This window comes from Bacillus sp. AY3-1 (assembly GCF_008368785.1).
GTDB lineage: Bacteria > Bacillota > Bacilli > Bacillales > Bacillaceae_G > Bacillus_A > Bacillus_A wiedmannii.
Genome location: NZ_QORZ01000012.1, coordinates 158,971 through 185,594, shown reverse-complemented (window position 1 = coordinate 185,594; position 26,624 = coordinate 158,971). Strand labels below are relative to the sequence as shown.

The window sequence follows — 26,624 nt, the reverse complement described above, 5'->3', positions numbered from 1 at the left end:
TTGAGCGTTATAATGAAAACTATACCTATACTGACATAAAAATATATGTAAATCATATTTTTTACATAACAAAAAAAGCCAGTTTAACTGGCTTTTACTTATTGCTGCTCTTGTTTGTTTTCTTCTTTAGCAGCTTCTTTTTCTTGCTCTTCTTTTAGCAATACTTTTCTAGATAGATTCACACGACCTTGCTTGTCAATCTCGATAACTTTAACTGTAATTACATCACCGATCTTCACAACGTCTTCTACTTTACCTACACGCTCAAGTGCAAGTTCTGAAATGTGAACTAATCCATCTTTACCGCTGAATAATTCAACGAAAGCACCGAATTTCTCAACACGTTTCACTTTTCCTTCGTAGATTTCACCTACTTGTACTTCGCGAACGATATCTTCGATAATTTTCTTAGCTTTGTCATTCATTTCTTGATTTATTGAAGAAATGAATACTGTACCATCTTGCTCGATGTCAATTTTAACGCCAGTTTCTTCAATAATTTTATTGATTTGTTTACCGCTCGGCCCAATAACGTCACGGATTTTATCTGGGTTAATTGTCATTGTAATAATCTTTGGAGCGTAAGCTGATAATTCAGTACGTGGCTCTGCAATAACAGATAACATATGATTTAGAATGTGCACACGACCAACTTTCGCTTGTTGTAATGCCTCTTCTAAAATTTCACGAGATAGACCATCGATTTTAATGTCCATTTGCAGTGCAGTTACACCTTTTGCTGTACCTGCTACTTTAAAGTCCATATCACCTAAATGATCTTCCATACCTTGAATATCAGATAAAATTGTGTAATGCTCACCAGTTTTAACTAGACCCATTGCAATACCTGCAACTGGAGCTTTAAGTGGAACACCAGCATCCATCATTGCTAAAGTACTACCACAAATACTTGCTTGTGAAGTAGAACCATTTGATTCTAAAACTTCAGATACAAGACGTACTGTATATGGGAAATCTTTTTCAGATGGAATTACAGGCTCAAGAGCACGTTCTCCTAGTGCACCGTGACCAATTTCACGACGACCTGGTCCACGCATCGGTCTTGTTTCACCAACACTAAATGATGGGAAATTGTAATGGTGCATAAAGCGTTTTGATTCTTCTACACCAAGACCATCTAAAATTTGTACATCGCCTAATGCACCTAATGTACAAATACTTAATGCTTGTGTTTGTCCACGTGTGAATAAACCAGAACCGTGTGTACGAGATAAAATACCAACCTCTGATGCTAATGGACGGATTTCGTCACCTTTACGGCCATCTGGGCGGATTTTTTCAACTGTAATAAGACGACGTACTTCTTCTTTTACAATTTTATATAAAATCTCACTTACTTGTCCTAATGTATCAGCGTCAGCTTCCTGCGCTTCGTAATGCTCAATTACACGCTTTTTCACTTCGTTAATTGCATCTTCACGTGCATGTTTCTCATGTACTTGAATTGCAGAATGCATATCCTTCTCAGACATTTCACGTACAGCTTGATTAAGATCAGCGTCAACTTCATAAAGTTTCACTTCTGATTTCTCTTTACCTACAGCTTGTACAATCTCTTCTTGGAATGCAATTAGACGTTTAATTTCGTCATGTCCAAACATAATTGCTTCTAACATTGTTTCTTCAGGCACTTGATCTGCTCCTGCTTCAACCATGTTAATTGCATCTTTCGTACCAGCTACAACAAGGTGAATATCACTTTGTTCTTGCTGTTCTACTGTTGGATTAATAACGAATTCGCCGTTAATACGACCAACTGTTGCACCCGCGATTGGACCTTCAAATGGAATATCTGAAATCGATAACGCTAATGAAGAACCAAGCATAGCTGCCATTTCAGAAGAACAATCTTGATCAACACTCATTACTATGCTGACAACTTGTACTTCGTTACGGAAACCATCTGCGAAAAGCGGACGAATTGGACGGTCGATTAAACGACTTGCCAAAATTGCTTTTTCACTCGGACGACCTTCACGTTTAATGAAACCGCCAGGAATTTTTCCGACTGCATATAAACGCTCTTCATAGTTTACTGTAAGTGGGAAGAAATCTACATTTTTTGGTTCTTTTGATGCAGTTGCTGTAGATAGAACCGCTGTATCGCCATATCTTACTAATACTGCTCCGTTCGCTTGCTTCGCAAGCTGACTTGTTTCAACTGTTAGCTGGCGACCAGCTAAATCTATCGAGAAGACTTGCTTTTCTTGACTCATTTAAGTACCCCTCTCAATTTAAAGTATTCAATTCTTCTATGTAAATGGATAGTATATCACAATATTCTACCTCTAGTATTACCGAAAATGAAGTAAGCTATAAAGGGTAGAAGATATATTTTTACCTAACAAAAAAGCGGGAATATTCCCGCTTCTTTGACTATCGACGTAAGCCAAGCTTTGTGATTAATTCACGGTAACGTGTGATATCGCTATTACGAAGGTAAGTTAGTAAGTTACGACGTTTACCAACCATCTTTAATAGACCACGACGTGAATGATGATCTTTCTTGTGAGTACGTAAGTGCTCGTTTAGAGTGTTAATTTGCTCCGTTAGGACAGCAATTTGAACCTCTGGAGAACCAGTATCAGTCTCATGAGTTCTAAATTGTGCAATGATTTCATTTTTACGCTCTTGTGTTAAAGCCATCCTATTTCACCTCCTATTAATTAAACCCCCAATTACCTAGCAAGCGTCGGTGAGTCGCAATGCCAAGCAATGGTTGTCATAAAGTACATAACATAGAATACTACTTTTCATTTGAAAAAGCAAGTATATTCTTTTCGTTCGCAAAATATTCTTGTGCTGTTTTCTTATCTTTTGCAATTTGTTCAACTAACTCATCGATGCCATTGAATTTCTTTTCTTCTCTTATACGCATATGCCACTCTACTGTAACATTTTGATCATATATGTCTTTGTTAAATTCAAATAAGTGCACTTCAATAGATAATTGACGCTCATCCTCTTTAAATGTTGGTTTATATCCAATATTACATACACCATCATACCATTCATCGTGAACTTTTAATCTCACTGCATAAACACCTACAGGTGGTAATAGATACTCATCACTTAAACCTATATTAGCTGTGGGAAAACCAATTTGACGTCCACGCTTATCACCGTGTACAACCGTTCCCCCTACTGTATATGCTCTACCTAAAATAGATGGAATTTGTTCCATTTCGCCATTTCGAATTAACTTTCGTAATGCTGTAGAACTTACTTTCTCTTCTTGAAATTCAACTTTTTCAATCACAGTCTGTGTAAACTCCCCTCTTGCATGAAATGGTAAAGTCTCCATCTTTCCTTTTCCTAAACGTCCATATGAATAATCAAACCCTGCTACTACATGCTTTACATTCAAACCAATAATATAATCATCTACAAATTGTTGTGGCAATAAGCCTGCAAACGATTCATCAAATTTAATAACATATAATATATCGATCCCTAAGTTTTCGACTATTTTTTCTTTATCACACATTGGTGTAATATACTCCGCATGCGCTTCCTTTTTTCCTAAAACAACAGATGGGTGCGGATAAAATGTCATAACTGCACTTTTATATCCTCGTTCATCAGCTATTTGTTTCGCAGTTCGAATTACACATTGATGCCCTAAATGAATGCCATCAAAAAATCCTAATGCCATTACAGTAGGTGGTAATTCTAATTTATTTTGTTCATGTGGATGAGTTAAATGAATAAGTTTCACGCTTGAATTCACCTTTTTCTGTAATAATCCTTCCAATAATTCATTATAGCTTTAGTTCTTGATTATTCACAAGTACTTTCATCGGCTTTAGCATACCAGGGTGTTTTGGATGGTGCTCAAAAATTGCAAGGCAGCGATCATTTTTATCAAACACTGTTATAAATGGCGCTGTTATTTGCAATTCATTTTTTAAGAACATACCATTCTTTATTTTCTCTGCTTGCTTTTCATCTACAACCATTTTCGGGAACTTACTTAACGCTTCATCAATTGAAATGAAGATAGACTCTACTGTTCCATTTTGCACGTTTTCTTCAATTTCTTCAAATGATATGCAATCTTCTAATAAAAATTCACCAGAAGCTGTTCTTACAAGGTGAGACATATGTGATGGAAAACCAAGTTTTTCACCAATCATTACTGCTAACGTTCTTACATATGTTCCTTTACTACACGTTACACGGAAACGGAATGAAATATTTTCCCCCTCAAACACTTCACGGTCATCTAGTAATACAAATTCATGAATTGTAATTGTACGAACCGGACGTTCAACTTCTTGTCCTGCTCTTGCATATTCATATAATTTCTTCCCGTTAACTTTTACAGCTGAAAACATCGGAGGCATTTGTTCAATCGTACCTGTTAATGCAGCAAGAGCCCCTTCTACTTCCTTACGAGTAATAACACGATCTACATTTTTCGTTTCAACTACTTCACCAGAAGCATCTTCAGTTGTCGTTGAAAATCCAAGTGTTACTTCACCTTCATATGTTTTCGTCTCACTCGTTAAAAATTGTGCAATCTTCGTTGCTCGTCCCACACAAATAGGTAATACTCCTGTTACATCTGGGTCTAATGTTCCTGTATGACCAATTCGTTTCTCACGCAATATCTTTCTTAATTTAAATACACAATCATGTGATGTCATGCCTTTTGGCTTATGTAATAATACTACACCTTCCATATATGTTCACCTCATCATAATTCTTTCATAGTAATTATCCAAAATTTATTTTGCATTGAAAAAATGGATAGACAAATGTCTATCCATTATTCTTCACGTTTACCGTCTTTATTAATTTGATGTAAAAGTGTATCAATTCGATGACCATATCCGATAGACTCATCAAACTCAAAGGAAATTTCCGGTGTTTTACGAAGACGAATACGCTGGCCAATTTCTGAACGAATGAAACCTTTTGCCTTCGCTAAACCTTTTAATGTACTTTCTTTCTGTTCCTCATCACCTAAAACAGAAATATATACTGTAGCAATTTGTAAATCCCCACTCACTTGTACATCTGTTACTGTAACAAATCCAACACGTGGATCTTTAATTTTACGACTGATGATGTCGCCTAATTCTTTTTTCATTTGCTCGCCTACACGGTTTGCACGTAATTTCATAACTCTTCACCTCATTCAATACCATTCCAATTGTGTTATTGTACGTTCAATTTCAGGAAATGAATCGATGTACTCGAGTACACGATTCATTTCTTTTTCACAAATAACACGATTAGAGGATACAGAAACAATTGCAATTTCTGTACGTTGCCATACATCTTGATGCCCTACTTCTGAAACAGCTACGTTATAACGCTGCTTCACACGAGTTAGCACCCGTTGCAAAATTGCTCGTTTCTCTTTTAAAGAATGCACATCGTAAATCATACACTCGAATGAGAGTGAAGCGATAATCATCGCTTCACTTCTTCCATAATGTACGCTTCAATGATGTCCCCTTCTTTAAGATCATTATATCTCTCAATTGTAATACCACACTCATAGTTTTGTGCAACTTCTTTTACGTCATCTTTAAAACGTTTTAACGTATCAAGTTGTCCTTCGAAAATTACTACGCCATCACGGATAATACGCACGCCACTATCACGTGTAATTTTACCGTCAATTACGTAACAACCTGCGATTGTTCCAACTTTTGTTACTTTGAATGTTTGGCGTACTTCCGCTTGACCGATTACTTTTTCTTCGAATTCTGGATCCAGCATACCTTGCATTGCTGATTCGATTTCTTCGATTACCTTATAGATAATACGGTGTAAACGAACATCAACATTCTCTAATTCAGCTGTACGCTTCGCATTCACATCAGGGCGTACGTTAAATCCAATTACAATTGCATTAGATGCAGAAGCTAAAATAACATCAGATTCTGTAATCGCACCTACGCCTGTATGGATAATTTTAACTTTAACACCTTCAACATCAATTTTACGAAGTGACGCTGCCATTGCTTCTACAGAACCTTGTACGTCTGCTTTCACAATTAAGTTAATTTCTTTTACATCGCCTTCTTGGATTTGTTGGAATAAATCTTCAAGGCTTAATTTAGATTTTTCACCACGCTGAGCAAGTAACGCTTCTTGTGCACGTGATTCACCGATTTGACGAGCTTTCTTCTCATCAGCGAATGCCATGAAACGATCTCCTGCTTGTGGTACTTCGTTTAAACCTGTAATTTCAACAGGAGTTGATGGACCAGCAACTTTTACACGACGACCAATATCACTTACCATTGCACGAACACGTCCGAATGAAGTACCAACAACGATTGGATCTCCAACTCGAAGTGTACCGTTTTGAACAAGTAATGTCGCGATAGTTCCTTTACCTTTATCAAGCTGTGCTTCGATTACAGTACCAGTTGCATAGCGGTTTGGATTTGCTTTATATTCTTCTACTTCACTTACAAGAAGAATCATTTCTAGTAAGTTGTCAATTCCTTCACCTTGAATTGCAGAAATTGGTACGAAAATTGTATCTCCACCCCAAGCTTCTGGAACTAATTCATATTCTGTTAATTCTTGCATTACACGATCAGGATTTGCCGCTGGTTTATCCATTTTATTCACAGCTACAATAATTGGTACTCCAGCTGCTTTCGCATGGCTAATCGCTTCAACTGTTTGTGGCATAACACCGTCATCAGCTGCAACAACAAGGATTGTAATATCCGTTACTTGCGCACCACGAGCACGCATCGTTGTAAATGCCGCGTGACCAGGCGTATCTAAGAATGTAATCTTCTTGTCATTTACTTCAACTTGGTATGCACCAATATGCTGAGTAATTCCACCTGCTTCGCCTGCAGTTACTTTTGAATTACGGATAGAGTCAAGTAAAGTTGTTTTACCATGGTCAACGTGCCCCATAATTGTAACTACAGCTGGACGCTCTTTTAAGTTCTCTTCATCATCTTGCTCATCGATGAATGTTTCAAATTCAGTTTCACTTACAACTACTTCTTCTTCTACTTCAATACCATAATCAGTAGCAATTAGCTCAATTGTATCTTTATCTAAGTCTTGGTTAATTGTTGCCATAATTCCAAGCATAAAGAGCTTCTTAATAATTTCAGACGGCTCTTTGCTTAATTTTTTAGCAAGCTCACCTACTGTAAGACTTCCAGAGAAAGTAACTTTATCTGGTGTTTCTACAGTTTGTGTTTGTTGTCTTCCAGCAAAGTTATCTTGACGTTTGTCTTCATTTCCCTTGCCTTTTTTCTTTTTCTTATTGCTGTTCTTTTTACTACGAACAACTTTTTCTTCTACTTCAAACTCATCTGCAACAGAAGGTTTTTCAGTTTGATACGCATTATCTAATTTATTTACTACTTCATCTTCTAACATTGTCATATGATTCGAAACCTCGATATTCATTTCTTTTAGTTTTGTCATAAGATCTTTACTTGAGATATTATGTTGTTTTGCATATTCATGCACTCGAATTTTACTCATACCTTCACCCCCGGTAATTTGTATCGAGCATGCTACGCAGCTTTTTCGCAAAGCCCTCATCTAACACAGCTACAACGACTCGCTCGTCTCTCCCAATCGCATGCCCTAATTGTTGTCGATTTTCGACCTTTCTCATTGGTACGTTGTAATACGTCGCTTTATCCGTGATGCGTTTTGTAGTATTTGCTGACGCATCTTCAGATAGCAATACAAGTTTTGCTTTGCCACTTCGTACTTCTTTTAAAACAAGTTCTTCACCCGAAATAATTTTCCGAGCCCGGTTTGCTAGTCCTAAAAACGATTTCCAATCGGACACTTATTTAGACTCCTTCTCAACAAGCTCAAGAAGCTCTTCGTATAGAGAACCGTCGATTTTCGCTTTTAGATGATGTTCCAAAACATTTTTCTTTTGGGCTTGAAGAATACTTTCTTTATCTTTTGATAAATAAGCACCTCGTCCTGATTTCTTTCCAGTTAAATCAATGGACACTTCTCCCTCTTTGGAACGAACAATGCGAACGAGCTCTCGTTTTGATTTCATTTCTTGCGTTGCAACACATTTTCGTAACGGAACTTTTCGATTGCTCATACTCATCACCTCTATTCGATTTCGTCTTCAACTGAATCGAATCCGAATGCGATTACGCTATCTTCTTCTGTTACAATACCAAGTTGTTTCGCATCAGACTCACTCTTAATATCAATTTTCCAACCTGTTAATTTAGCTGCAAGACGTGCATTTTGTCCACGCTTACCAATAGCTAATGACAGTTGGTGGTCTGGAACAACAACTGTTGTTGCTTTTTCTTCTTCATCTACAAGAACTTTAACAACTTGTGATGGGCTTAAAGCATTTGCAACATATTCTACTGGATCATTTGACCAGCGAACGATGTCAATCTTTTCGCCTTTTAGTTCGTCTACAATGCGTTGTACACGTTGTCCTTTCGGTCCTACACAAGAACCTACTGGATCAACATCAATGTTCTCTGCATGTACAGAAATTTTAGAACGATCGCCAGCTTCACGTGCTACAGAACGAATTTCAACAGTTCCATCATAAATTTCAGGAACTTCCATTTCGAATAAACGTTTTAAAAGACCAGGATGTGTACGTGATACGTAAATTTGTGGTCCTTTCGTTGTTTTTTCTACTTTCGTAATGAATACGCGAATACGATCATGTGGTTTGTACTGTTCGTTTGGCATTTGCTCACTTACAGGTAATAAAGCTTCTACTTTCCCTAAGCTTACATAGATGAAACGAGCATCTTGACGTTGTACGATACCCACCATGATATCTTCTTCACGGTCACTAAACTCAGAGTAAATAACACCACGCTCTGCTTCGCGCACTCGTTGTGTTACAACCTGTTTTGCAGTTTGTGCTGCAATACGACCGAAATCTTTTGGTGTTACTTCAATCTCTAGTACGTCACCATCTTGATAGTTTGGATTAATTTGTCTTGCTTCTTCAACAGAAATTTCAAGACGTGGATCAAACACATTATCTACAACGTCTTTACGTGCTAAAACTTGAATTGTTCCCACTTCTGGGTTAAAGCTCACACGAACGTTTTGTGCTTGATTAAAATTGCGTTTATAAGCAGAGATTAACGCTGCTTCAATCGCATCAATAATAATATCTTTGCTGATTCCTTTTTCTGACTCTAATACGAGCAAGGCATCTAACAACTCAGTGCTCATGAAGATCCCCCTTCTAACTAAAACGTAACAGCAAGTCGCGCATTTGCAACTTTATCCATTGGAATTTGGATTTCTTTTTTACGTGTTTTAATTGTTAATAATAATGTAATTGTAGTACCATCGTAGGAAAGTAGCTTTCCTTCAAACATTTTTTCACCATCAATCGGCTCATATGTTTTAATTGCCACTTGTTTTCCTACCGCTTGCTGGAAGTCTTTCTCTTTCTTTAATGGGCGTTCCGCTCCAGGAGATGATACATCCAAAAAGTAAAGATGAGGAATTGGATCCTCTTTATCTAAAGCTTCGCTTAAACGTTCACTTACCGCACCGCATTCTTCAATGTCGACTCCCTTTTCAGAATCGATGAATACGCGTAAGAACCAGTCTTGTCCTTCTTGCACATACTCTACATCTACAAGTTCAAGATTTAACTCTTCAACGATTGGCTGCGCAAATGCTTCTACAACTTCTGTGACTTTCTTATCCATAAACAGCCTCCTTCCTGCCGCCATGTACCATTTACAAGAAAAGACCCCGTCCATAAAAACGGTCCATCTTATTCTTTCTCGTTAGCTAACAAAAGCCCCTGCCGTTAAGCAGGGAATATCTGTCTTAGTATTACCAAATTTAAGAAGTAAAACTTGTAACAAAATATGTATATACGACAGAAATTTCTTACCTCTCCACATCAATAAAACGTAGATAGTAACACGAAAGAGTGGGTTTCCCCACTCTTTTTTTTACACAATATACATGACATGGTTATCTCGGTTAATAGTATACCATAGCAAATGTTGATTTGCAAAGAATTTTCCTACCTATTAGAACAGTGATAACTGGTTTTGATCAGGTAGATCGCCTAAGCAACCTTGACTATCTAAATACTCAATAATTGTTTTCGAAACCTTACTGCGCTGCTGTAAATCTTCTTTTGATAAGAAATCTCCATTTTTGCGTGCTTCTACAATACTTAAAGCTGCGTTTGTACCAAGTCCAGGCACTGCATTAAATGGAGGAATTAAAGTATCCCCATCAATAATAAATTCTGTTGCATGCGAACGATATAAATCAACCTTTTGGAATGAGTATCCACGCTCACACATTTCAAGTGTCATTTCTAGTACTGTTAATAAACTTTTCTCTTTCGGCGCTGCATCCAAACCTTTTTGCGCAATTTCATCAATTCTTACACGTATAGATGCTGAACCTTTCGCCATCGCCTCTATATCAAAGTCATCTGCACGAACTGTAAAGTATGCCGCATAGAATAGAAGCGCGAAATGTACTTTAAAGTATGCAATACGTACAGCCATAAGTACGTAAGCAGCCGCATGGGCTTTAGGGAACATGTACTTTATTTTCTTACATGAATCAATATACCAACCTGGTACATTATTACTTTTCATGTCATCTTCCCATTCTTCCGGTACACCTTTACCTTTACGAACAGACTCCATAATTTTGAAGGCTAATGATGGGTCTAAACCTTGATAGATTAAATATACCATGATGTCATCACGACAACCGATAACTTCACTCAGCGTACATGTACCGTTATAAATTAACTCGTTTGCATTACCAAGCCATACGTCTGTACCATGTGATAGTCCAGAAATTTGGACTAACTCAGAGAATGTCGTAGGTTTCGTCTCTTCTAACATCTGTCTTACGAATTTCGTACCAAACTCTGGTATACCAAGTGTACCTGTTTTACAGTTAATTTGTTCTTCCGTTACCCCTAACGATTCCGGGCCTGAGAAAATTTTCATTACTTCCGGATCGTCTGTTGGGATTGTTTTCGGATCAATACCACTTAAATCTTGTAACATACGAATAACAGTAGGATCATCGTGTCCTAGTATATCAAGTTTCAATAAATTATCATGAATGGAGTGGAAATCAAAGTGTGTCGTTCTCCACTCAGCCCCTATTGAATCTGCCGGAAACTGAATTGGTGAGAAATCAAAGATATCCATGTAATCTGGCACAACGATAATACCACCTGGATGCTGTCCTGTTGTACGTTTTACGCCCGTACATCCTGCTACTAAGCGGTCAATCTCTGCATTTCGAATCGTTAAATTATGATCATTTGCATAACCTTTTACATATCCATAAGCCGTTTTTTCCGCAACTGTACCTATTGTACCCGCACGGTATACATAATCTTCACCGAACAGTACTTTCGTATAGTTATGGGCACGTGGTTGGTATTCCCCGGAGAAGTTCAGATCGATATCGGGTACCTTATCTCCTTTAAATCCAAGGAACGTTTCGAACGGAATATCATGTCCATCTTTCACGTATGGAACATTACATGCAGGACATTCTTTATCCGGCAAGTCAAAACCAGAACCTACAGAACCATCATTAAAGAATTCTGATTGCTTACACTTCGGACATACATAGTGTGGTGGTAATGGGTTTACTTCTGTAATTTCCATCATCGTTGCAACGAATGATGAACCTACCGATCCACGCGAACCTACTAAATATCCGTCTACTAACGATTTTTTCACAAGCTTATGTGAAATTAAATAAATTACGGCAAATCCATGCCCAATAATACTTTTTAATTCTTTTTCTAAACGCGCTTCTACAATTTCAGGTAACTCTTCACCATAAATGCTACGCGCCATTTTATAACTCATGTCACGCGTCTCATCATCTGCACCTTCAATTTTCGGTGTATATAGATCATCTTTCACTGGATGAACATCCCCAATTAATGATGCAATCTTTTGTGTATTCGTTACAACAATTTCTTTCGCTACGTCTTCACCTAAGAATGAAAAACACTCTAACATTTCATCCGTTGTACGGAAATGTACAGGCGGTAATGAATGTCGGTTTAACGGATTGGCTCCGCCCTGCGAACTGACTAAAATTTTGCGATACATCGCATCCTCTGGGTCTATATAATGCACGTTTCCTGTAGCAACAACTGGTTTATCTAACGTCTCACCTAGTTTTACTAAGTTAGAAATAATTGTTTTTAATTGTCCCTCATCTCGAACAAGTTCACGCTCTACTAAATGACGTAACACCTCTGGAGGCATTACTTCAATGTAATCATAGAACTGCGCAATTTCTTCTACCTCTTCAGGAGCTTTTTGCATCATCGCCTCAAACACTTCACCTTTATCACAAGCCGTTCCTACTAAAATTCCTTCACGATATTTTTTTAATAGTGACCTTGGTACTCGTGGTACACGGTAAAAGTAATTTAGGTGAGAATAGGAAACAAGTTTATATAAATTTTTCAACCCTACATCTGATGTGGCAAGTAACGTCATATGACTTGGACGTCCACGCTTATACGCATCCCCTTGCCCCATGCTATCATTTAATTGATCGTGATATTCAAATCCCTTTTCAATCACATCTTTTAACATTTTCACAAGTAAGTATCCCGTTGCTTCTGTATCATAAATCGCACGGTGATGTTGCGTTAATTCAATATCAAGCTTTTTACACATCGTATTTAATCGATGGTTTTTCATTTCCGGGAATAAGAATCTTGCAAGTTCTAACGTATCAATAACAGGATTATTCGTTTTTTCTAGTCCAGCCTTTTTAAAACCTACGTTAATAAAGCCCATATCAAAACTTGCGTTATGAGCAACAAGTGTATGGTCGCCCATCCATTCTTCAAACTTTTTAAACACTTCGTCCACTTCTGGTGCATCCGTTAACATATCATCTGTAATACCTGTTAATTCAATAATCGTCGCGGATAATGGTTGATGTGGATTTGCGAAAGATTCAAAGCGGTCAATAATTTCGCCACCTTTTACTTTTACAGCCGCTAACTCGATAACAGTATCATATACAGCTGATAAACCTGTCGTCTCAACGTCGAAAACAACATAAGTTTCCTCTGCAAGTAAACGATGCGCTTCGTTATATGCAATCGGTACACCATCATTAACTAAATTCGCCTCTACACCATATATAACTTTAACCCCAGCCTTTTTACCCGCAGAATATGCCTCTGGGAAAGACTGCGCAACAGCATGGTCTGTAACAGCGATTGCCTCATGTCCCCATTTACCTGCTTGGGCAACAAGTCTAGAAACAGGAGTAACAGCGTCCATTTGGCTCATCGGTGTGTGAAGATGCAGCTCTACACGTTTTTCACCTTCTGGCGCTTTATCTTTACGAGACGGTCCTGTTATTTCATTTATATCATTTGCAATCATTACTAAATCTCGAACGAATGTATCATTTTGAACAGAACCACGCGCTTTCACCCACATTCCTTTTTTCAAGGATTGCAGCATTGGAATATCTTCTTTGTCACGCGAGAACATTTTGATCATAATTGAATCCGTATAGTCTGTTATTTTTAAAGTTAATAACGTACGGCCACTACGTAGCTCTTTCGTTTCTACATGGAAGACATACCCTTGAACTGTTTTTCTTCTTTCTTCATCTTGAATTTCTCGCATCGGTGTAATCTCTTCATCCGGCTTAATAAGATATCCGAGTACAACCGGTCCTTCATGCACAACGCTACTTTCTTCAGCTTGCTTCTTTGCCATTTCTTCCATAGCTTGTATAACACGTTCACGATCTTCTTGCTGCGTTTGCTCACGAAACTTTTGCATTTCTTCTGTATTTTGCTGTATATGTGTGTCTAACTGAAAACGCGGGAATCCAAAAGTTTCGTATTGATCCCCTACTGGTTTCGCAACGTTTTTCTTTAAAGCAGTAGATTCCAGCTCATTATTCACATTTATTAGCAACTTCACTCCATTCACCTGCGGAAGCTGCTTTTTTAAGTAAGCAAACATAGGTGAAAATGTAATTCGTTCCGTACAAAGTGGCCAATACGCCCTCACTTCTTCTTCTGTAAATTGTTTATTCTCTGTTTCTAATGCAAATGTTGTTCTTGCAATATGAGAAAATGATTGCTTAAGCTTTGTTTCTAGCAATTCATATAATTCTGTAGGCAAAATTCGTGGCACTTGTAAATCAAAATGCCAACTTTTATTCGTTTTATCAATAACGAGCCTTTCAATGCCACCACCTTGTAAATATTGATTTATAAGGTCGTCTGGTATTTGCAACTGCTGGAGCAAAATTTGAAATCGCTCTTGTTGTTCATTTGTTAAAGACATAAGCACTCTCCTTCCATTTGCTATTATAAATTGAAACGTACTACAAAGAAAGATTTCTCCCTTCTTCTTTTACAAAATACGTTTACAAAGAAAGAGAAGGTACCTCATTACGAGGTACCTCTTCTTATTTTAAAATATTTGCAATATATGTTTGAAGTTCTTCTACTTTCACTTCTTCAGACTCGCCTGTAGCACGTACTTTCACTTCTACAATACCTTCGTCTGCTTTTTTACCAACTGTCACGCGAACTGGAAGGCCGAATAAATCTGCATCTGCAAATTTAACACCTGCACGTTCTGCACGATCATCTAGTAATACTTCGTACCCTTGCTCTTGTAATGAGTTGTAGATGTTTTCACCCATTTCACATTGCGCATCAGATTTCATATTTACTGGAATTACATGCACATGGAACGGTGCAACAGCTTTTGGCCAAACTAAACCGTTCTCATCATTAAACTGCTCTGCGATTGCTGCCACTGTACGAGATACACCGATACCGTAACAACCCATAATAAGTGGTTGTGTTTTTCCGTTTTCATCTAGGAATGTTGCGTTCATTGCTTCACTATAACGAGTTCCTAATTTGAATACATGGCCAACTTCAATTCCGCGTGCGAAAAGAATTGTTCCATTTCCATCTGGAGACTGGTCTCCTTCTTGAATGAAGCGTAAATCTGTATATTGACTTACTTTAAAGTCACGTTCTGGATTTACATTTACATAATGGAATCCTTCTTCGTTCGCTCCTGAACATCCGTTAACAATTGATGCTACAGCATGGTCTGCGATAATTTCGATATCCCCTGTTACACCAATCGGTCCTAACGAACCAACTTCACAGTTTAATAATTCTTTCACTTCTTCATGAGAAGCAAGCTCAACAACTGAAGCGCCGTATACATTTTTCACTTTTACATCGTTTACTTCATGATCACCACGAACAAGTACAACTACTAATTTCTCATCTACTTTAAATACCATAGACTTAATGCACTTGTCAGCTTCAATGTTTAAGAATGCAGATACTTCTTCAATTGCTTTTTGATCTGGTGTTGCTACTTTTTCAAGTGCCTTTTCTGCTTCATCACTCTTCGTATACGTAGCTACCACAGGAGCCATTTCGATGTTTGCTGCATAATTAGATGTATCAGAGTATGCAATTGTATCTTCACCAACTTCAGATAATACCATAAATTCATGCGTATCTTTTCCGCCCATTGCTCCAGAGTCAGCAATAACTGCACGGAAATTCAAGCCACAACGAGCAAAAATGTTAGAGTATGCTTTGTATAAGCGATCGTATACTTCATCTAAGCTCTCTTGTGTAGCATGGAAAGAGTATGCATCTTTCATTAGAAACTCTCTTCCACGTAATAAACCGAAACGAGGTCTTTGTTCATCACGGAATTTCGTTTGAATTTGGTACAATGTTAACGGTAATTTTTTATATGATTTCACTTCATCACGTACAAGATCCGTAATTACTTCTTCATGTGTCGCTCCTAATGCGAATTCACGAGCGTTACGATCTTTCATACGCATTAATTCAGATCCGTAAGAATACCAACGGCCTGATTCTTGCCATAATTCTGCAGCTTGCATCGCTGGCATTAATAATTCTACAGCTCCTGCGCGCTCCATTTCTTCTCGAACGATACGTTCTACTTTGTGTAGTACTTTTAATCCAAATGGTAGAAAACTATAAATACCAGAAGCATTTTGACGCATAAAACCTGCACGAAGTAATAACTGATGACTCTTAATCTCCGCATCAGCTGGAACTTCACGTAATGTAGGACTGAATACCATACTTTGTTTCATTTATTCGCACCTCTTCATTTTACTCTTACACGCAGTAAAACCCCTCACCTCGAGTTAGGTGAGGGATTTTATTCTACGAGCTCTATTTCATTATAAGTTTCACTTTATTTTACAAGAAAAACTTACGAATGTCATTCCAAGTTACAACTAACATAAGTAACATTAATAATGCAAAACCAATAAAGTGAACCATTCCTTCTTTTTGGCGGTCAATTGGTTTCCCTCGTAACGCTTCAATTAAGAAGAAGAACAAACGTCCACCGTCTAAAGCAGGGACTGGTAGTAAATTAAATAAACCAAGGTTAATACTTAAAACTGCTGCTAAACTTAATACACGCGTAAATCCATAATCTACGACTTGATCTGTTAGATTATAAATTCCTACTGGACCTGACAACTCATTAATAGAGAATTGACCAGTTACTAATTTCACAAGTGAATCAAAAATTAGTTTTGTCCATTGGTATGTTTGTTCAAATCCTGATTTAATAGAACCCATTACTGTTTTCTCTACTGGAGAGTAAACACCAATTCTACCTACTTCGTCTTTTCCTTCTTTATCGAGTGTTGGCGTTACTTTTACATTAAACTGTTCATTATCACGCTTTACTTGTAACGTAATTTCTTTATTTGGGTTTTCACGTACAATGGTAACAACATCTTTCCATGTACTTGTGTTTTTCCCATCGATTGCTTGAATTGTATCATTTTCTTTTAATCCGGCTTGCTCGGCTGCACTATTCTCCATTACTTTTCCAACCATTGGCTTGTCAACAGGAACACCTTGTACAAATCCAAGAATCACAAAAATAACAAATGCTAAAATGAAGTTCATTGCAGGACCTGCAAAGATTGTTAAGGCACGTTGACCCAATTTCTTGGAGCCGAACTGCCTATTATACGGAGCAATTTGTATTTCTTCACCAGCAGTAATAATACGAGCCTTTTCATTCACTCGGAATGTTTGAAGCTCTTCCTCGTACTCTTCATAGCCCGAAATTGCTAAATTATGCTCTAAATCAGCTTGTTCGACTTCAATGACACGAACATTTGGATACTTTTCATATCCATCAAAAACTAATTTCGTAACTTCGTCTTTTTCATTTAATACAAGGCCAACCTTTTTTCCAGGCTTTAACTCAACTGTGTCTGCATCCTCGCCAGCCATTCTTACATAGCCACCAAGGGGCAGTAATCGAATCGTATACACCGTTTCATTCTTTTCAAATGAGAATATTTTCGGACCAAAACCAATCGCAAACTCACGGCATAAAATACCTGCTCTTTTTGCGAAATATAGATGCCCTAGCTCATGGAAAAATACGAGTGCACCGAAAATTAATATAAAGGCAATCGCTGTATTCAATTCCATACCACCTTTGCTAAATTTGTTCCATCACAAACCGTCTTGTGGTTGCATCAATTTCCAGAATTTCCTCTAAGCTCGGACGTGCAATGACATTGTGATGGTTCATTGCTTTTTCAATGAGGTCTTCCACTGTTAAGAAACCAATTCTCTTTTGTAAAAAAGCTTCAACAGCTACTTCATTCGCTGCATTCATTACAGCTGGCATACTTCCACCTGTTTTTCCAGCTTCATACGCAAAACGCAAACAACGGAAACGTTCTTGGTTCATTTTCTCAAAATGCAATGTTCCCATTTCCCATAAATTTAACTGCTTTGTGTCTGAAAGAGGTAATCGATCAGGATATGTAAGTGCGTATTGAATTGGTACTCGCATATCAGGTGAGCCAAGCTGTGCCATCACACTACGATCTTCAAATTCAACCATAGAATGAATAATACTTTCTTTATGTAAAACAACATCGATTTGCTCATAAGGGATACCAAAAAGCCAATGTGCTTCAATTACTTCTAGCCCCTTATTCATCATTGTAGCAGAATCAATTGTAATTTTCGAACCCATTGACCAGTTTGGATGTCGAAGCGCATCTTCTACCGTCACATGATGCAATTCATCTCTCGTTTTATCACGGAAACTTCCTCCAGAAGCTGTAATAATCAGTCGAGAAATTCTTTTTTCATTTTCACCATTCAAGCATTGAAAAATAGCTGAATGTTCACTGTCTACTGGAAGTAACGAAACATTATGTTTTCGTGCTGCTTCCATTACAAGATGCCCTGCGGTTACTAACGTTTCTTTGTTTGCAATTCCGATTGTTTTTTTCGCCTCAATTGCACGAAGTGTTGGTAACAACCCTACGCTACCTACAACAGCATTTACTACAATCTCTGCATCTGGATGTAATGCTACTTCTAAAAGCCCTTCACTACCATATACAATTTTTGTATTACCAGAGACAGCTTGTAATTTTAAAACATCTTCCTCTCTTTGCACAGAGACAATTTGCGGAGAAAATTCTTGAATTACCTTTACTGCGTAGTCAATATTTTTCCCTACAGAAAAAGCAACGAGACGGAATTGGTCTGGGTGCGAGCGTAATACATCTAAAGTTTGTGTACCAATTGATCCGCTTGCACCTAATAAACTAATGTTTTTCATGACTCCAACCCCTCGTTCATTTATTAATTGTATTGTAATAAGAAGTAGAGAATTGGTAAAACGAATAACCAACTATCTGTTCGATCTAATATACCACCATGTCCAGGTAAAATTGTACCTGAATCTTTTACGCCATAATGACGTTTAAATGCAGATTGTACTAAATCACCAATTTGTCCAAAAATAGAAATGATAATTGTCAACACAATTAAAATCCCTACATTAGCCTCAACTGGGAAGAACATATTGTAAACAAGTGCCACAACAATCCCACAAACGATGCCGCCTAATGAACCTTCAATCGTTTTATTCGGACTAATTTCTGGCCATAATTTTCTTTTTCCTAATGCTTTCCCTACGAAATATGCGCCTGAATCGGTAGCCCATATAACAAATAATGCGCAAAACACATATTTAATTCCTAAAATTCTCGTTTCATTCAAATATAAGAATCCCATTGCAACATATGTTGTTGCCATTAGTAAAAAGGAAGCATGGTCAAAAGTAAATGTATTCTTAGAAAGGACTGTATATGATAAAAGTAATAAAACAATCACAAATGTGATTTCTAATTTACCTAATCCAATCCAAGTAAACAGTTCTGATGCACTACTTGGAATTAAAATAACCCATAATAATACTGCAGCTAAAACTGTTGGTACTGAAATAAGCGTAAGCTTATTCATACGAATTAATTCATATAAACCTATAGAAGCAAGTGCATACACTAAAACCGTAAAAGGCACGCCACCGTAAATTACGATGGGAATGAATAGCGCGGCAGCAACCACTCCAGTAATAATTCTCTGTTTCACTACCAAACCCTCTCTTTCTACACGCCTCCGAATCTGCGCCCTCTATGTTGAAAGTCTGTAATCGCATTTAGCAAATGTTCCTCGGTAAAATCTGGCCAATACACATCTGTAAACCAAAACTCCGAATATGCAATTTGCCATAACATGAAATTACTAATACGTAGCTCTCCGCTCGTACGGATTAACAACTCTGGATCAGGTAAAGAACTCGTCATTAAGTAGGAAGAAAGCATTTCTTCACTTACATCTTCAACACGAATTTTTCCTTCCTCACTATCTTTCACCATATGTTGCACAGCAGAAACGATCTCATCTCGACTTCCATAGTTTAATGCGAAATTAAGAATTAATCCCGTATTCTCTTTCGTATCTTCCATGGCCTTTTCCATCGCTCTGCGTGTATGCGTAGGAAGACGATCTTGTTGTCCTATCACTCGGACTTGTACGTTCTCTTCAATCAATTCTGGTAAAAATGTACCTAGAAATTCTTCTGGAAGCCTCATTAAATAGTCAACTTCCTTTTTCGGTCTTTTCCAGTTCTCAGTTGAAAAAGCATAAAGAGTTAACACTTTCACATTAAGTTTGCTTGCAAATTTTGTGATTTTCTTTACAACTTGCATGCCTTCATGATGTCCCGCAATACGAGGCATCGCTCTCCTCTTTGCCCATCTTCCATTACCATCCATAATGATGGCAATATGTTCTGGGATGTATCCTTTTTTCACTTTTTCAACGAGATGATCAAACGATGCGACCTTTTTACTTTTAAAAAAAGGAAAGTTTTTAAACATCATTCATACCCTCCAGCAAGCAGACGTATGCCTAAAAGTGTAAAAAGACCCCCTTAAGAAGAGGGTCATATTTGCGAAGGTATCGCTATTACACTTCCATGATTTCTTTTTCTTTGTTTTTTGCGATTTCGTCAACTTTTGCAATATATTTATCTGTTTCTTTTTGGATATCTTCAGTATATCCTCTTAAATCATCTTCTGTAATATCGCCAGCTTTTTCAAGCTTCTTAAGATCATCGTTACTGTCACGACGTACGTTACGAACAGCAACTTTTGCTTCTTCAGCATATTTTTTCACAACTTTTACAAGATCGCGACGACGCTCTTCTGTTAATGCAGGGAATGCAATACGAATTACAGTTCCATCATTAGAAGGATTTAAGCCTAAATCTGCTTTTAAGATTGCTTTTTCAATATCACCGATAGAAGTTTTATCATAAGGTTGAATTACAAGTAAACGTGCTTCTGGAACTGTAATGTTCGCTAATTGCACAACAGGTGTTGGTGCACCATAGTAATCAACTTGTACCTTATCTAATACAGACGAGCTTGCACGACCTGCGCGAACTGTTGCCAATTCACGAGAGTAAGCAGCAACTGCTTTTTCCATTTTTTCATTTGAAGACTTCAATACTTGTTGTCCCATATTTATTTCCCCCTTACAACTGTTCCGATATTTTCGCCTAAAACGGCACGTTTAATGTTACCTTTTTCCATAACCGAGAATACAATTAATGGAATATCATTGTCCATACATAAAGAAGAAGCTGTTGAATCCATTACACCTAAACCTTCTTTTAATACATCTAAGTAAGTAAGTGTTTCGTATTTCGTAGCTGTTGGGTCAAGAGATGGATCTGCATTATATACGCCATCTACATTGTTTTTCGCCATTAAGATAACGTCTGCTTCGATTTCCGCTGCACGTAGTGCTGCTGTTGTATCTGTAGAGAAATATGGGTTACCTGTACCTGCTGCAAAGATCACAACACGTTTTTTCTCTAGATGACGCACTGCTTTACGACGAATGTAAGGCTCTGCTACTTGACGCATTTCGATTGAAGTTTGAACACGAGTTTGAATTCCAATGTTCTCTAGGCTATCTTGAAGAGCTAATGAGTTCATAACTGTTGCTAACATACCCATGTAATCTGCTCCAGCACGATCCATTCCCATTTCACTTCCGATTTTTCCACGCCAAATGTTTCCGCCACCAACAACAACAGCAACCTCTACATCAAGTTCTGCAATTTCTTTCACTTGTTCCGCAACTGATTTAATAACAGATGGGTTAATTCCAAATCCTTGTTCTCCAGCTAACGCTTCTCCGCTTAGCTTTAATACGACACGATTATATTTCGGTTTACTCATAATGAACCTCCAATTGCTTACATCTTTATTTTAAAAAAGGGAACACAATGTGTTCCCTAATCTTTATTAGTTGCTACCTTTTACTTGGTTCATTACTTCTTCAGCAAAGTTGTCTTCGCGTTTTTCGATACCTTCACCAACAGCGTAGCGAACGAATCCTTTTAATGTTCCGCCTTTAGACTCAACGAATTGACGAACTTTCATATCAGGGTTTTTAACGAATGCTTGGTCAAGTAAGCAAATTTCTTCGAAGAATTTACCTAGACGGCCTTCAACCATTTTTGCAACGATTTTTTCAGGCTTGCCTTCGTTTAAAGCTTGTTGTGTTAATACTTGACGCTCATGCTCAACTTCTTCAGCTGTTACAGCATCGCGGTCGATGTATTTAGGGTTAACTGCTGCGATGTGCATTGCTACATCTTTAGCAGCAGCTTCGTCAGTAGAACCTTCAAGAACTGTTAATACACCAATACGTCCACCCATGTGTAGGTAAGCGCCGAATGCATCAGCATCAGTTTTTGATACGATTTCGAAACGACGAAGTGTAAGTTTTTCACCAATTTTAGCAATTGCTTCGTTGATGTGCTCTTCTACTGTTTTGCCGCCTTCGATTGTTTGAGCCATAGCTTCTTCAATGTTAGCTGGTTTGTTAGTTAATAAGTGTGCAGCTAATTCTTTAATTAACGCTTGGAAACCTTCGTTTTTCGCAACGAAATCAGTTTCAGAGTTTAATTCTAAGATTAAACCTTCGTTACCGTTTGTTTCGATGAAAGTTAAACCTTCAGCAGCGATGCGGTCTGCTTTTTTAGCAGCTTTTGCAATACCTTTTTCACGTAAGAAGTCAATTGCTTTCTCCATGTCGCCATTAGTCTCAGTTAAAGCTTTTTTGCAGTCCATCATACCTGCGCCTGTTTTTTCACGAAGTTCTTTTACCATTTGTGCAGTGATTGCCATATTTTTCATCCTCCTAAAATATGTATTTATACCTTTTATAAAGGTGTTTATACCTTAAAAAAGGTGATAAAAGGCCGAACCCCTTATCACCTTTCCAAATTTGTTACGCAGTAACAGTTTCTTCACCTTGTTTTGCTTCAAGGATCGCGTCTGCCATTTTAGATGTAAGAAGTTTTACAGCACGAATTGCATCATCGTTTGCTGGGATAACGTGATCGATTTCGTCTGGATCACAGTTTGTATCAACGATACCGATGATTGGAATGTGTAATTTGCGTGCTTCAGCAACTGCAATACGCTCTTTACGAGGGTCTACTACGAATAATGCACTTGGAAGACCTTTCATATCTTTAATACCGCCTAAGAATTTCTCAAGACGCTCTAACTCTTTTTTAAGTTGAACAACTTCTTTCTTAGGAAGTACTTCGAAAGTACCATCTTCTTGCATTTTTTCGATGTCTTTAAGGCGCTTGATACGCTTTTGGATTGTTTGGAAGTTTGTTAAAGTTCCACCTAACCAACGTTGGTTAACGAAGTACATACCAGCACGAGTTGCTTCTTCTTTAATAGCTTCTTGTGCTTGTTTTTTAGTACCTACGAATAAGATGTCTCCGCCTTCAGCAGCGATGTCACGCATCGTTCTGTAAGCTTCCTCAACTTTTTTCACAGTTTTTTGTAAGTCGATGATGTAGATACCGTTACGCTCTGTGAAAATGTAACGCTTCATTTTTGGGTTCCAACGACGAGTTTGATGTCCGAAATGAACACCAGCTTCAAGCAATTGCTTCATAGAAATTACTGACATAATATAGTTCCTCCTAAATGGTTTTTGATATCCTCCGTTTACTTCATCTCTAAGCGAAACTACAAACGTAGCACCAACACTTAAATCAGTAAACGTGTGTACTTTGTACTGACACCACTGCTTACTATATCATACTGAAATATTACAATCAAGTCGAAAATGCGAACAATGTAAAACTTTCTTTGTTCACACTCGAATTCTAGTATTACCAACCTGTATTTCCTTTAAGCAAAAAAATAAAATTCAATTCATAGCTTTTCCGAAAAATACGATTATGACGCTATTTACAAACAACATCAATCTTTTATACACAAAAAAACTCTCCTCAAAAAATGAGGAGAGTTTTTTAAATTAGTTTGTTTTTAATTTAGCAAGTTCCTGTAGAAACTTGTCGTTTAGCACTTTAATGTATGTTCCTTTCATACCTAAAGAGCGAGACTCAATAACACCAGCACTCTCTAATTTACGAAGTGCATTTACGATTACAGAACGAGTAATTCCTACGCGATCAGCAATTTTACTTGCAACAAGTAAACCTTCTGTTCCATTTAATTCTTCGAAGATATGCTCGATTGCTTCTAACTCACTGTAAGATAATGAGCTAATCGCCATTTGAACAACAGCTTTACTACGTGCTTCCTCTTCGATTTCTTCTGCTTTTTCACGTAAGATTTCCATACCTACTACAGTTGAACTGTATTCAGCAAGGATTAAATCATCGTCTAAGAACTCTTGACCAAGACGAGCTAACACTAATGTGCCTAGACGCTCACCGCCACCAACGATTGGTACGATTGTAGTTAAACCTTGACCAAATAATTCTCTATTTTCTACTGGGAATGCTGTGTAAGCACTGTTTACATCTAAGTTTGAAGATGTTTCTGTAATGTTGAATAAGCTTTGCGTGTATTCTTCCGGGAATTGACGCTCTGCAAGCATTTGTTTCATACGCTCATTCTCAATTTGTTGGTGAATTGCATAACCTAGTAATTTACCACGACGGCTTACTACGAATACGTTCGCTTCGATTACTTCACACATTGTGTCAGACATTTCTCTAAAGTTTACAGGCTTTCCTGCTGCGCTCTGTAATAACGCATTTAATTTTCTTGTTTTTGCTAATAATTCCATTTCAAAAGTTCCTCCTACATGTTACTTACATATTTTTTCATCACTTGGAAACTAGGGCGAGTCACCTGATGACACTATTACAAAATAAACTGGCTCACATCTTTATTTTTAGCAATCGTTGCTAATTTCTCCTCAACGTATTGAGGTGTTATCGTTATTTTCTCTAACGTAATTTCAGATGCTTCAAACGATAAATCTTCAAGGAGTTTCTCCATAATCGTATGAAGTCTTCTTGCTCCAATATTATCTGTATCCTGATTAACTTGATAAGCAATCTCAGCAATCTTACGAATAGCTTCGTCTGAAAATTCAATTTCTATACCTTCAGTCGCTAATAAAGCCATATATTGTTTAATTAACGCATTGTCAGGCTCGATTAATATTTTAACAAAATCATCTGTCGATAATTTTGTTAATTCTACTCGAATCGGAAATCTCCCTTGCAGTTCCGGAATTAAATCCGACGGTTTAGACATATGAAACGCTCCAGCTGCAACGAATAAAATATAATCCGTTTTTACTGATCCGTATTTTGTCGCAACATTCGATCCTTCTACAATTGGTAAAATGTCACGTTGCACACCTTCACGTGATACATCTACGCTATTCGACTGCTTACCAGCAATTTTGTCAATTTCATCGATAAAAATAATCCCGAGCTGTTCAGCACGATAAACAGCCTCTTGTGTAACTTCATCCATATCAATTAAGCGCTGTGCTTCCTCATTTGTCAAGAGTTTTCTTGCTTCTTTCACAGAAAGTTTACGTTTTTTTGTTTTTTTCGGCATAAAACTTCCTAACGCATCTTGGAAATTCATTCCCATTTGTTCCATGCCAGTTCCTTGTAACATATCGAACATGGAAGACTGTTGCTCAGTCACTTCAATCGATACAATTTCATCTTCAAGAAGTCCTGCAGCAAGCTTTCTTTCCACATCTTGACGTTTCTTTTCGATTTCAACATCTTCCTGTGCATCAGATGTTTGATTCGAATTTTGAGCACCGCCAAATAGCATTTCTAATGGGTTTTTAAATCCAGATTGTTTCTCCGGACTCGGCACTAAAATTTCAACAAGACGTTGGTTCGCTTGTTCTTCTGCTTTGTCTTGTACTTTAATTACCATTTCTTCTTTCACGATACGAACTGACGTTTCCACAAGGTCACGTACCATCGATTCTACATCTCTACCTACATATCCAACTTCTGTAAATTTGGTAGCTTCAACCTTAATAAAAGGTGCTCCAACGAGTTTCGCCATTCGTCGTGCTACCTCTGTTTTACCAACACCTGTCGGTCCAATCATTAAAATATTTTTAGGTGCAATTTCATCACGTAGATTTTCAGCTAATTTACTTCGACGATATCGATTTCTTAAAGCTACAGCAACCGCTTTCTTCGCATCTTTTTGACCGATAATGTATTGATCTAATTTTTCCACAATTTGACGCGGAGTAAAATGTAAATGCATATAAAATGCCTCCCTTACGATTCTACAATTCTTCCACAATTATATTGTGGTTTGTATAAACACAAATATCGCCAGCAATGTCTAAACTCGCTTTCGCAATTTGCTTCGCTGTTAAATGTTCACTTGCATATTGCTTTAAAGCACGACCTGCAGAAAGCGCATAATTCCCACCAGATCCAATCGCTAAAATACCATCATCCGGTTCAATCACTTCTCCTGTACCTGAAACAAGAAGCATAGTTGTTTTATCCATGACAATGAGCATCGCTTCTAGCTGACGTAACATTTTGTCGCCACGCCATTGTTTTGCCATCTCAACTGCAGCACGCTGCAAGTTCCCATTGTACTCTTCTAATTTCCCTTCAAACATTTCAAAAAGAGTAAATGCGTCAGCAACGGAACCTGCAAAGCCAGCTAAAACTTTCCCTTGGAAAAGTTTACGGACTTTACGAGCTGTATGTTTCATTACAACTGCATTTCCCATTGTCACCTGACCATCTCCAGCCATTGCACATTCTCCATTATGATGAACTGCAAATATCGTTGTAGCGTGGAAATTTCCCATAGAAAAAACTCCTTTATATGTTTTTATAGCTTTAAAAGCA

General features: G+C 37.6%; 24 protein-coding genes. All 24 read right to left on the bottom strand.

Annotation, left to right across the window (positions count from 1 at the left end; genetic code table 11):
- Window positions 1–98: 98 nt before the first annotated feature.
- The 24 genes from pnp to hslV all read right to left on the bottom strand — a co-directional run bounded on the left by pnp (window position 99) and on the right by hslV (window position 26,584).
- Window positions 99–2,237 (bottom strand): polyribonucleotide nucleotidyltransferase, encoded by a 2,139-nt coding sequence (gene pnp / locus DN389_RS08970; RefSeq protein ID WP_046957398.1) that lies wholly within the window; start codon window positions 2,235–2,237, stop codon window positions 99–101.
- Window positions 2,238–2,397: 160 nt separating this feature from the next.
- On the bottom strand, window positions 2,398–2,667 hold the full coding sequence (gene rpsO / locus DN389_RS08965) for a 30S ribosomal protein S15 (RefSeq protein ID WP_001229392.1): 270 nt from the start codon (window positions 2,665–2,667) through the stop codon (window positions 2,398–2,400).
- 100 nt (window positions 2,668–2,767) lie between these two features.
- Window positions 2,768–3,739: a bifunctional riboflavin kinase/FAD synthetase gene (ribF, locus tag DN389_RS08960; protein ID WP_000766715.1), complete on the bottom strand. Its 972-nt coding sequence runs from the start codon at window positions 3,737–3,739 to the stop codon at window positions 2,768–2,770.
- A 43-nt stretch (window positions 3,740–3,782) separates the two neighbouring features.
- A complete protein-coding gene (gene truB, locus DN389_RS08955) occupies window positions 3,783–4,706 on the bottom strand; it encodes a tRNA pseudouridine(55) synthase TruB (RefSeq protein ID WP_000399354.1) in 924 nt (307 codons plus the stop codon).
- 86 nt (window positions 4,707–4,792) lie between these two features.
- A complete protein-coding gene (gene rbfA, locus DN389_RS08950) occupies window positions 4,793–5,149 on the bottom strand; it encodes a 30S ribosome-binding factor RbfA (protein ID WP_000776445.1) in 357 nt (118 codons plus the stop codon).
- A gap of 15 nt (window positions 5,150–5,164) precedes the next feature.
- A complete protein-coding gene (locus tag DN389_RS08945; protein ID WP_000582364.1) occupies window positions 5,165–5,446 on the bottom strand; it encodes a DUF503 domain-containing protein in 282 nt (93 codons plus the stop codon).
- Window positions 5,443–7,503 carry a translation initiation factor IF-2 gene (gene infB, locus DN389_RS08940; RefSeq protein ID WP_000036353.1) on the bottom strand — a complete coding sequence of 687 codons (2,061 nt, stop codon included), beginning with the start codon at window positions 7,501–7,503 and terminating at the stop codon, window positions 5,443–5,445. Before infB ends, DN389_RS08945 begins: the two co-directional genes overlap by 4 nt.
- A gap of 4 nt (window positions 7,504–7,507) precedes the next feature.
- On the bottom strand, window positions 7,508–7,819 hold the full coding sequence (locus DN389_RS08935; RefSeq protein WP_001286521.1) for a YlxQ family RNA-binding protein: 312 nt from the start codon (window positions 7,817–7,819) through the stop codon (window positions 7,508–7,510).
- On the bottom strand, window positions 7,820–8,092 hold the full coding sequence (gene rnpM / locus DN389_RS08930; RefSeq protein WP_000071127.1) for an RNase P modulator RnpM: 273 nt from the start codon (window positions 8,090–8,092) through the stop codon (window positions 7,820–7,822).
- An 11-nt stretch (window positions 8,093–8,103) separates the two neighbouring features.
- Window positions 8,104–9,210 carry a transcription termination factor NusA gene (nusA, locus tag DN389_RS08925; protein WP_000102596.1) on the bottom strand — a complete coding sequence of 369 codons (1,107 nt, stop codon included), beginning with the start codon at window positions 9,208–9,210 and terminating at the stop codon, window positions 8,104–8,106.
- Between the two features lie 17 nt (window positions 9,211–9,227).
- Entirely contained in the window at window positions 9,228–9,698 is a 471-nt protein-coding gene (rimP, locus tag DN389_RS08920) for a ribosome maturation factor RimP (RefSeq protein ID WP_000359098.1), read from the bottom strand.
- 333 nt (window positions 9,699–10,031) lie between these two features.
- Window positions 10,032–14,333: a PolC-type DNA polymerase III gene (locus DN389_RS08915; protein WP_088123294.1), complete on the bottom strand. Its 4,302-nt coding sequence runs from the start codon at window positions 14,331–14,333 to the stop codon at window positions 10,032–10,034.
- Window positions 14,334–14,457: 124 nt separating this feature from the next.
- The gene (locus tag DN389_RS08910) at window positions 14,458–16,158 is read right to left on the bottom strand and encodes a proline--tRNA ligase (RefSeq protein ID WP_149237022.1); all 1,701 of its coding nucleotides are present in this window, start codon (window positions 16,156–16,158) and stop codon (window positions 14,458–14,460) included.
- Between the two features lie 109 nt (window positions 16,159–16,267).
- Complete coding sequence (gene rseP / locus DN389_RS08905; RefSeq protein WP_142343571.1) at window positions 16,268–17,524, bottom strand: RIP metalloprotease RseP; 1,257 nt, start codon at window positions 17,522–17,524, stop codon at window positions 16,268–16,270.
- A 16-nt stretch (window positions 17,525–17,540) separates the two neighbouring features.
- Window positions 17,541–18,683 carry a 1-deoxy-D-xylulose-5-phosphate reductoisomerase gene (gene dxr, locus DN389_RS08900; protein WP_000790363.1) on the bottom strand — a complete coding sequence of 381 codons (1,143 nt, stop codon included), beginning with the start codon at window positions 18,681–18,683 and terminating at the stop codon, window positions 17,541–17,543.
- Between the two features lie 23 nt (window positions 18,684–18,706).
- The gene (gene cdsA / locus DN389_RS08895) at window positions 18,707–19,498 is read right to left on the bottom strand and encodes a phosphatidate cytidylyltransferase (RefSeq protein ID WP_000813596.1); all 792 of its coding nucleotides are present in this window, start codon (window positions 19,496–19,498) and stop codon (window positions 18,707–18,709) included.
- Between the two features lie 17 nt (window positions 19,499–19,515).
- Window positions 19,516–20,292: an isoprenyl transferase gene (gene uppS, locus DN389_RS08890; protein WP_000971311.1), complete on the bottom strand. Its 777-nt coding sequence runs from the start codon at window positions 20,290–20,292 to the stop codon at window positions 19,516–19,518.
- Window positions 20,293–20,377: 85 nt separating this feature from the next.
- Window positions 20,378–20,935, bottom strand: coding sequence for a ribosome recycling factor (gene frr / locus DN389_RS08885; RefSeq protein ID WP_000531506.1), 558 nt, complete (start codon window positions 20,933–20,935; stop codon window positions 20,378–20,380).
- Window positions 20,936–20,937: 2 nt separating this feature from the next.
- Entirely contained in the window at window positions 20,938–21,660 is a 723-nt protein-coding gene (gene pyrH, locus DN389_RS08880; RefSeq protein ID WP_000042667.1) for a UMP kinase, read from the bottom strand.
- Window positions 21,661–21,726: 66 nt separating this feature from the next.
- The gene (tsf, locus tag DN389_RS08875) at window positions 21,727–22,614 is read right to left on the bottom strand and encodes a translation elongation factor Ts (RefSeq protein WP_048545999.1); all 888 of its coding nucleotides are present in this window, start codon (window positions 22,612–22,614) and stop codon (window positions 21,727–21,729) included.
- 103 nt (window positions 22,615–22,717) lie between these two features.
- The gene (gene rpsB / locus DN389_RS08870) at window positions 22,718–23,419 is read right to left on the bottom strand and encodes a 30S ribosomal protein S2 (RefSeq protein WP_000111484.1); all 702 of its coding nucleotides are present in this window, start codon (window positions 23,417–23,419) and stop codon (window positions 22,718–22,720) included.
- Between the two features lie 351 nt (window positions 23,420–23,770).
- Window positions 23,771–24,550 (bottom strand): GTP-sensing pleiotropic transcriptional regulator CodY, encoded by a 780-nt coding sequence (gene codY, locus DN389_RS08865; RefSeq protein ID WP_000421290.1) that lies wholly within the window; start codon window positions 24,548–24,550, stop codon window positions 23,771–23,773.
- Between the two features lie 77 nt (window positions 24,551–24,627).
- Entirely contained in the window at window positions 24,628–26,019 is a 1,392-nt protein-coding gene (hslU, locus tag DN389_RS08860) for an ATP-dependent protease ATPase subunit HslU (protein ID WP_000550070.1), read from the bottom strand.
- A gap of 22 nt (window positions 26,020–26,041) precedes the next feature.
- Window positions 26,042–26,584, bottom strand: coding sequence for an ATP-dependent protease proteolytic subunit HslV (gene hslV / locus DN389_RS08855; RefSeq protein WP_000526271.1), 543 nt, complete (start codon window positions 26,582–26,584; stop codon window positions 26,042–26,044).
- Window positions 26,585–26,624 lie beyond the last annotated feature (40 nt).

Bases quoted from the DNA above. Each gene is read 5' to 3' on its own strand.
- pnp (WP_046957398.1), bottom strand. From the start codon at position 2,237: ATGAGTCAAGAAAAGCAAGTCTTCTCGATAGATTTAGCTGGTCGCCAG.
- rpsO (WP_001229392.1), bottom strand. From the start codon at position 2,667: ATGGCTTTAACACAAGAGCGTAAAAATGAAATCATTGCACAATTTAGA.
- truB (WP_000399354.1), bottom strand. From the start codon at position 4,706: ATGGAAGGTGTAGTATTATTACATAAGCCAAAAGGCATGACATCACAT.
- rbfA (WP_000776445.1), bottom strand. From the start codon at position 5,149: ATGAAATTACGTGCAAACCGTGTAGGCGAGCAAATGAAAAAAGAATTA.
- DN389_RS08945 (WP_000582364.1), bottom strand. From the start codon at position 5,446: ATGATTATCGCTTCACTCTCATTCGAGTGTATGATTTACGATGTGCAT.
- infB (WP_000036353.1), bottom strand. From the start codon at position 7,503: ATGAGTAAAATTCGAGTGCATGAATATGCAAAACAACATAATATCTCA.
- rnpM (WP_000071127.1), bottom strand. From the start codon at position 8,092: ATGAGCAATCGAAAAGTTCCGTTACGAAAATGTGTTGCAACGCAAGAA.
- nusA (WP_000102596.1), bottom strand. From the start codon at position 9,210: ATGAGCACTGAGTTGTTAGATGCCTTGCTCGTATTAGAGTCAGAAAAA.
- rimP (WP_000359098.1), bottom strand. From the start codon at position 9,698: ATGGATAAGAAAGTCACAGAAGTTGTAGAAGCATTTGCGCAGCCAATC.
- DN389_RS08915 (WP_088123294.1), bottom strand. From the start codon at position 14,333: ATGTCTTTAACAAATGAACAACAAGAGCGATTTCAAATTTTGCTCCAG.
- DN389_RS08910 (WP_149237022.1), bottom strand. From the start codon at position 16,158: ATGAAACAAAGTATGGTATTCAGTCCTACATTACGTGAAGTTCCAGCT.
- dxr (WP_000790363.1), bottom strand. From the start codon at position 18,683: ATGAAAAACATTAGTTTATTAGGTGCAAGCGGATCAATTGGTACACAA.
- uppS (WP_000971311.1), bottom strand. From the start codon at position 20,292: ATGATGTTTAAAAACTTTCCTTTTTTTAAAAGTAAAAAGGTCGCATCG.
- frr (WP_000531506.1), bottom strand. From the start codon at position 20,935: ATGGGACAACAAGTATTGAAGTCTTCAAATGAAAAAATGGAAAAAGCA.
- pyrH (WP_000042667.1), bottom strand. From the start codon at position 21,660: ATGAGTAAACCGAAATATAATCGTGTCGTATTAAAGCTAAGCGGAGAA.
- tsf (WP_048545999.1), bottom strand. From the start codon at position 22,614: ATGGCAATCACTGCACAAATGGTAAAAGAACTTCGTGAAAAAACAGGC.
- rpsB (WP_000111484.1), bottom strand. From the start codon at position 23,419: ATGTCAGTAATTTCTATGAAGCAATTGCTTGAAGCTGGTGTTCATTTC.
- codY (WP_000421290.1), bottom strand. From the start codon at position 24,550: ATGGAATTATTAGCAAAAACAAGAAAATTAAATGCGTTATTACAGAGC.
- hslU (WP_000550070.1), bottom strand. From the start codon at position 26,019: ATGCATTTACATTTTACTCCGCGTCAAATTGTGGAAAAATTAGATCAA.
- hslV (WP_000526271.1), bottom strand. From the start codon at position 26,584: ATGGGAAATTTCCACGCTACAACGATATTTGCAGTTCATCATAATGGA.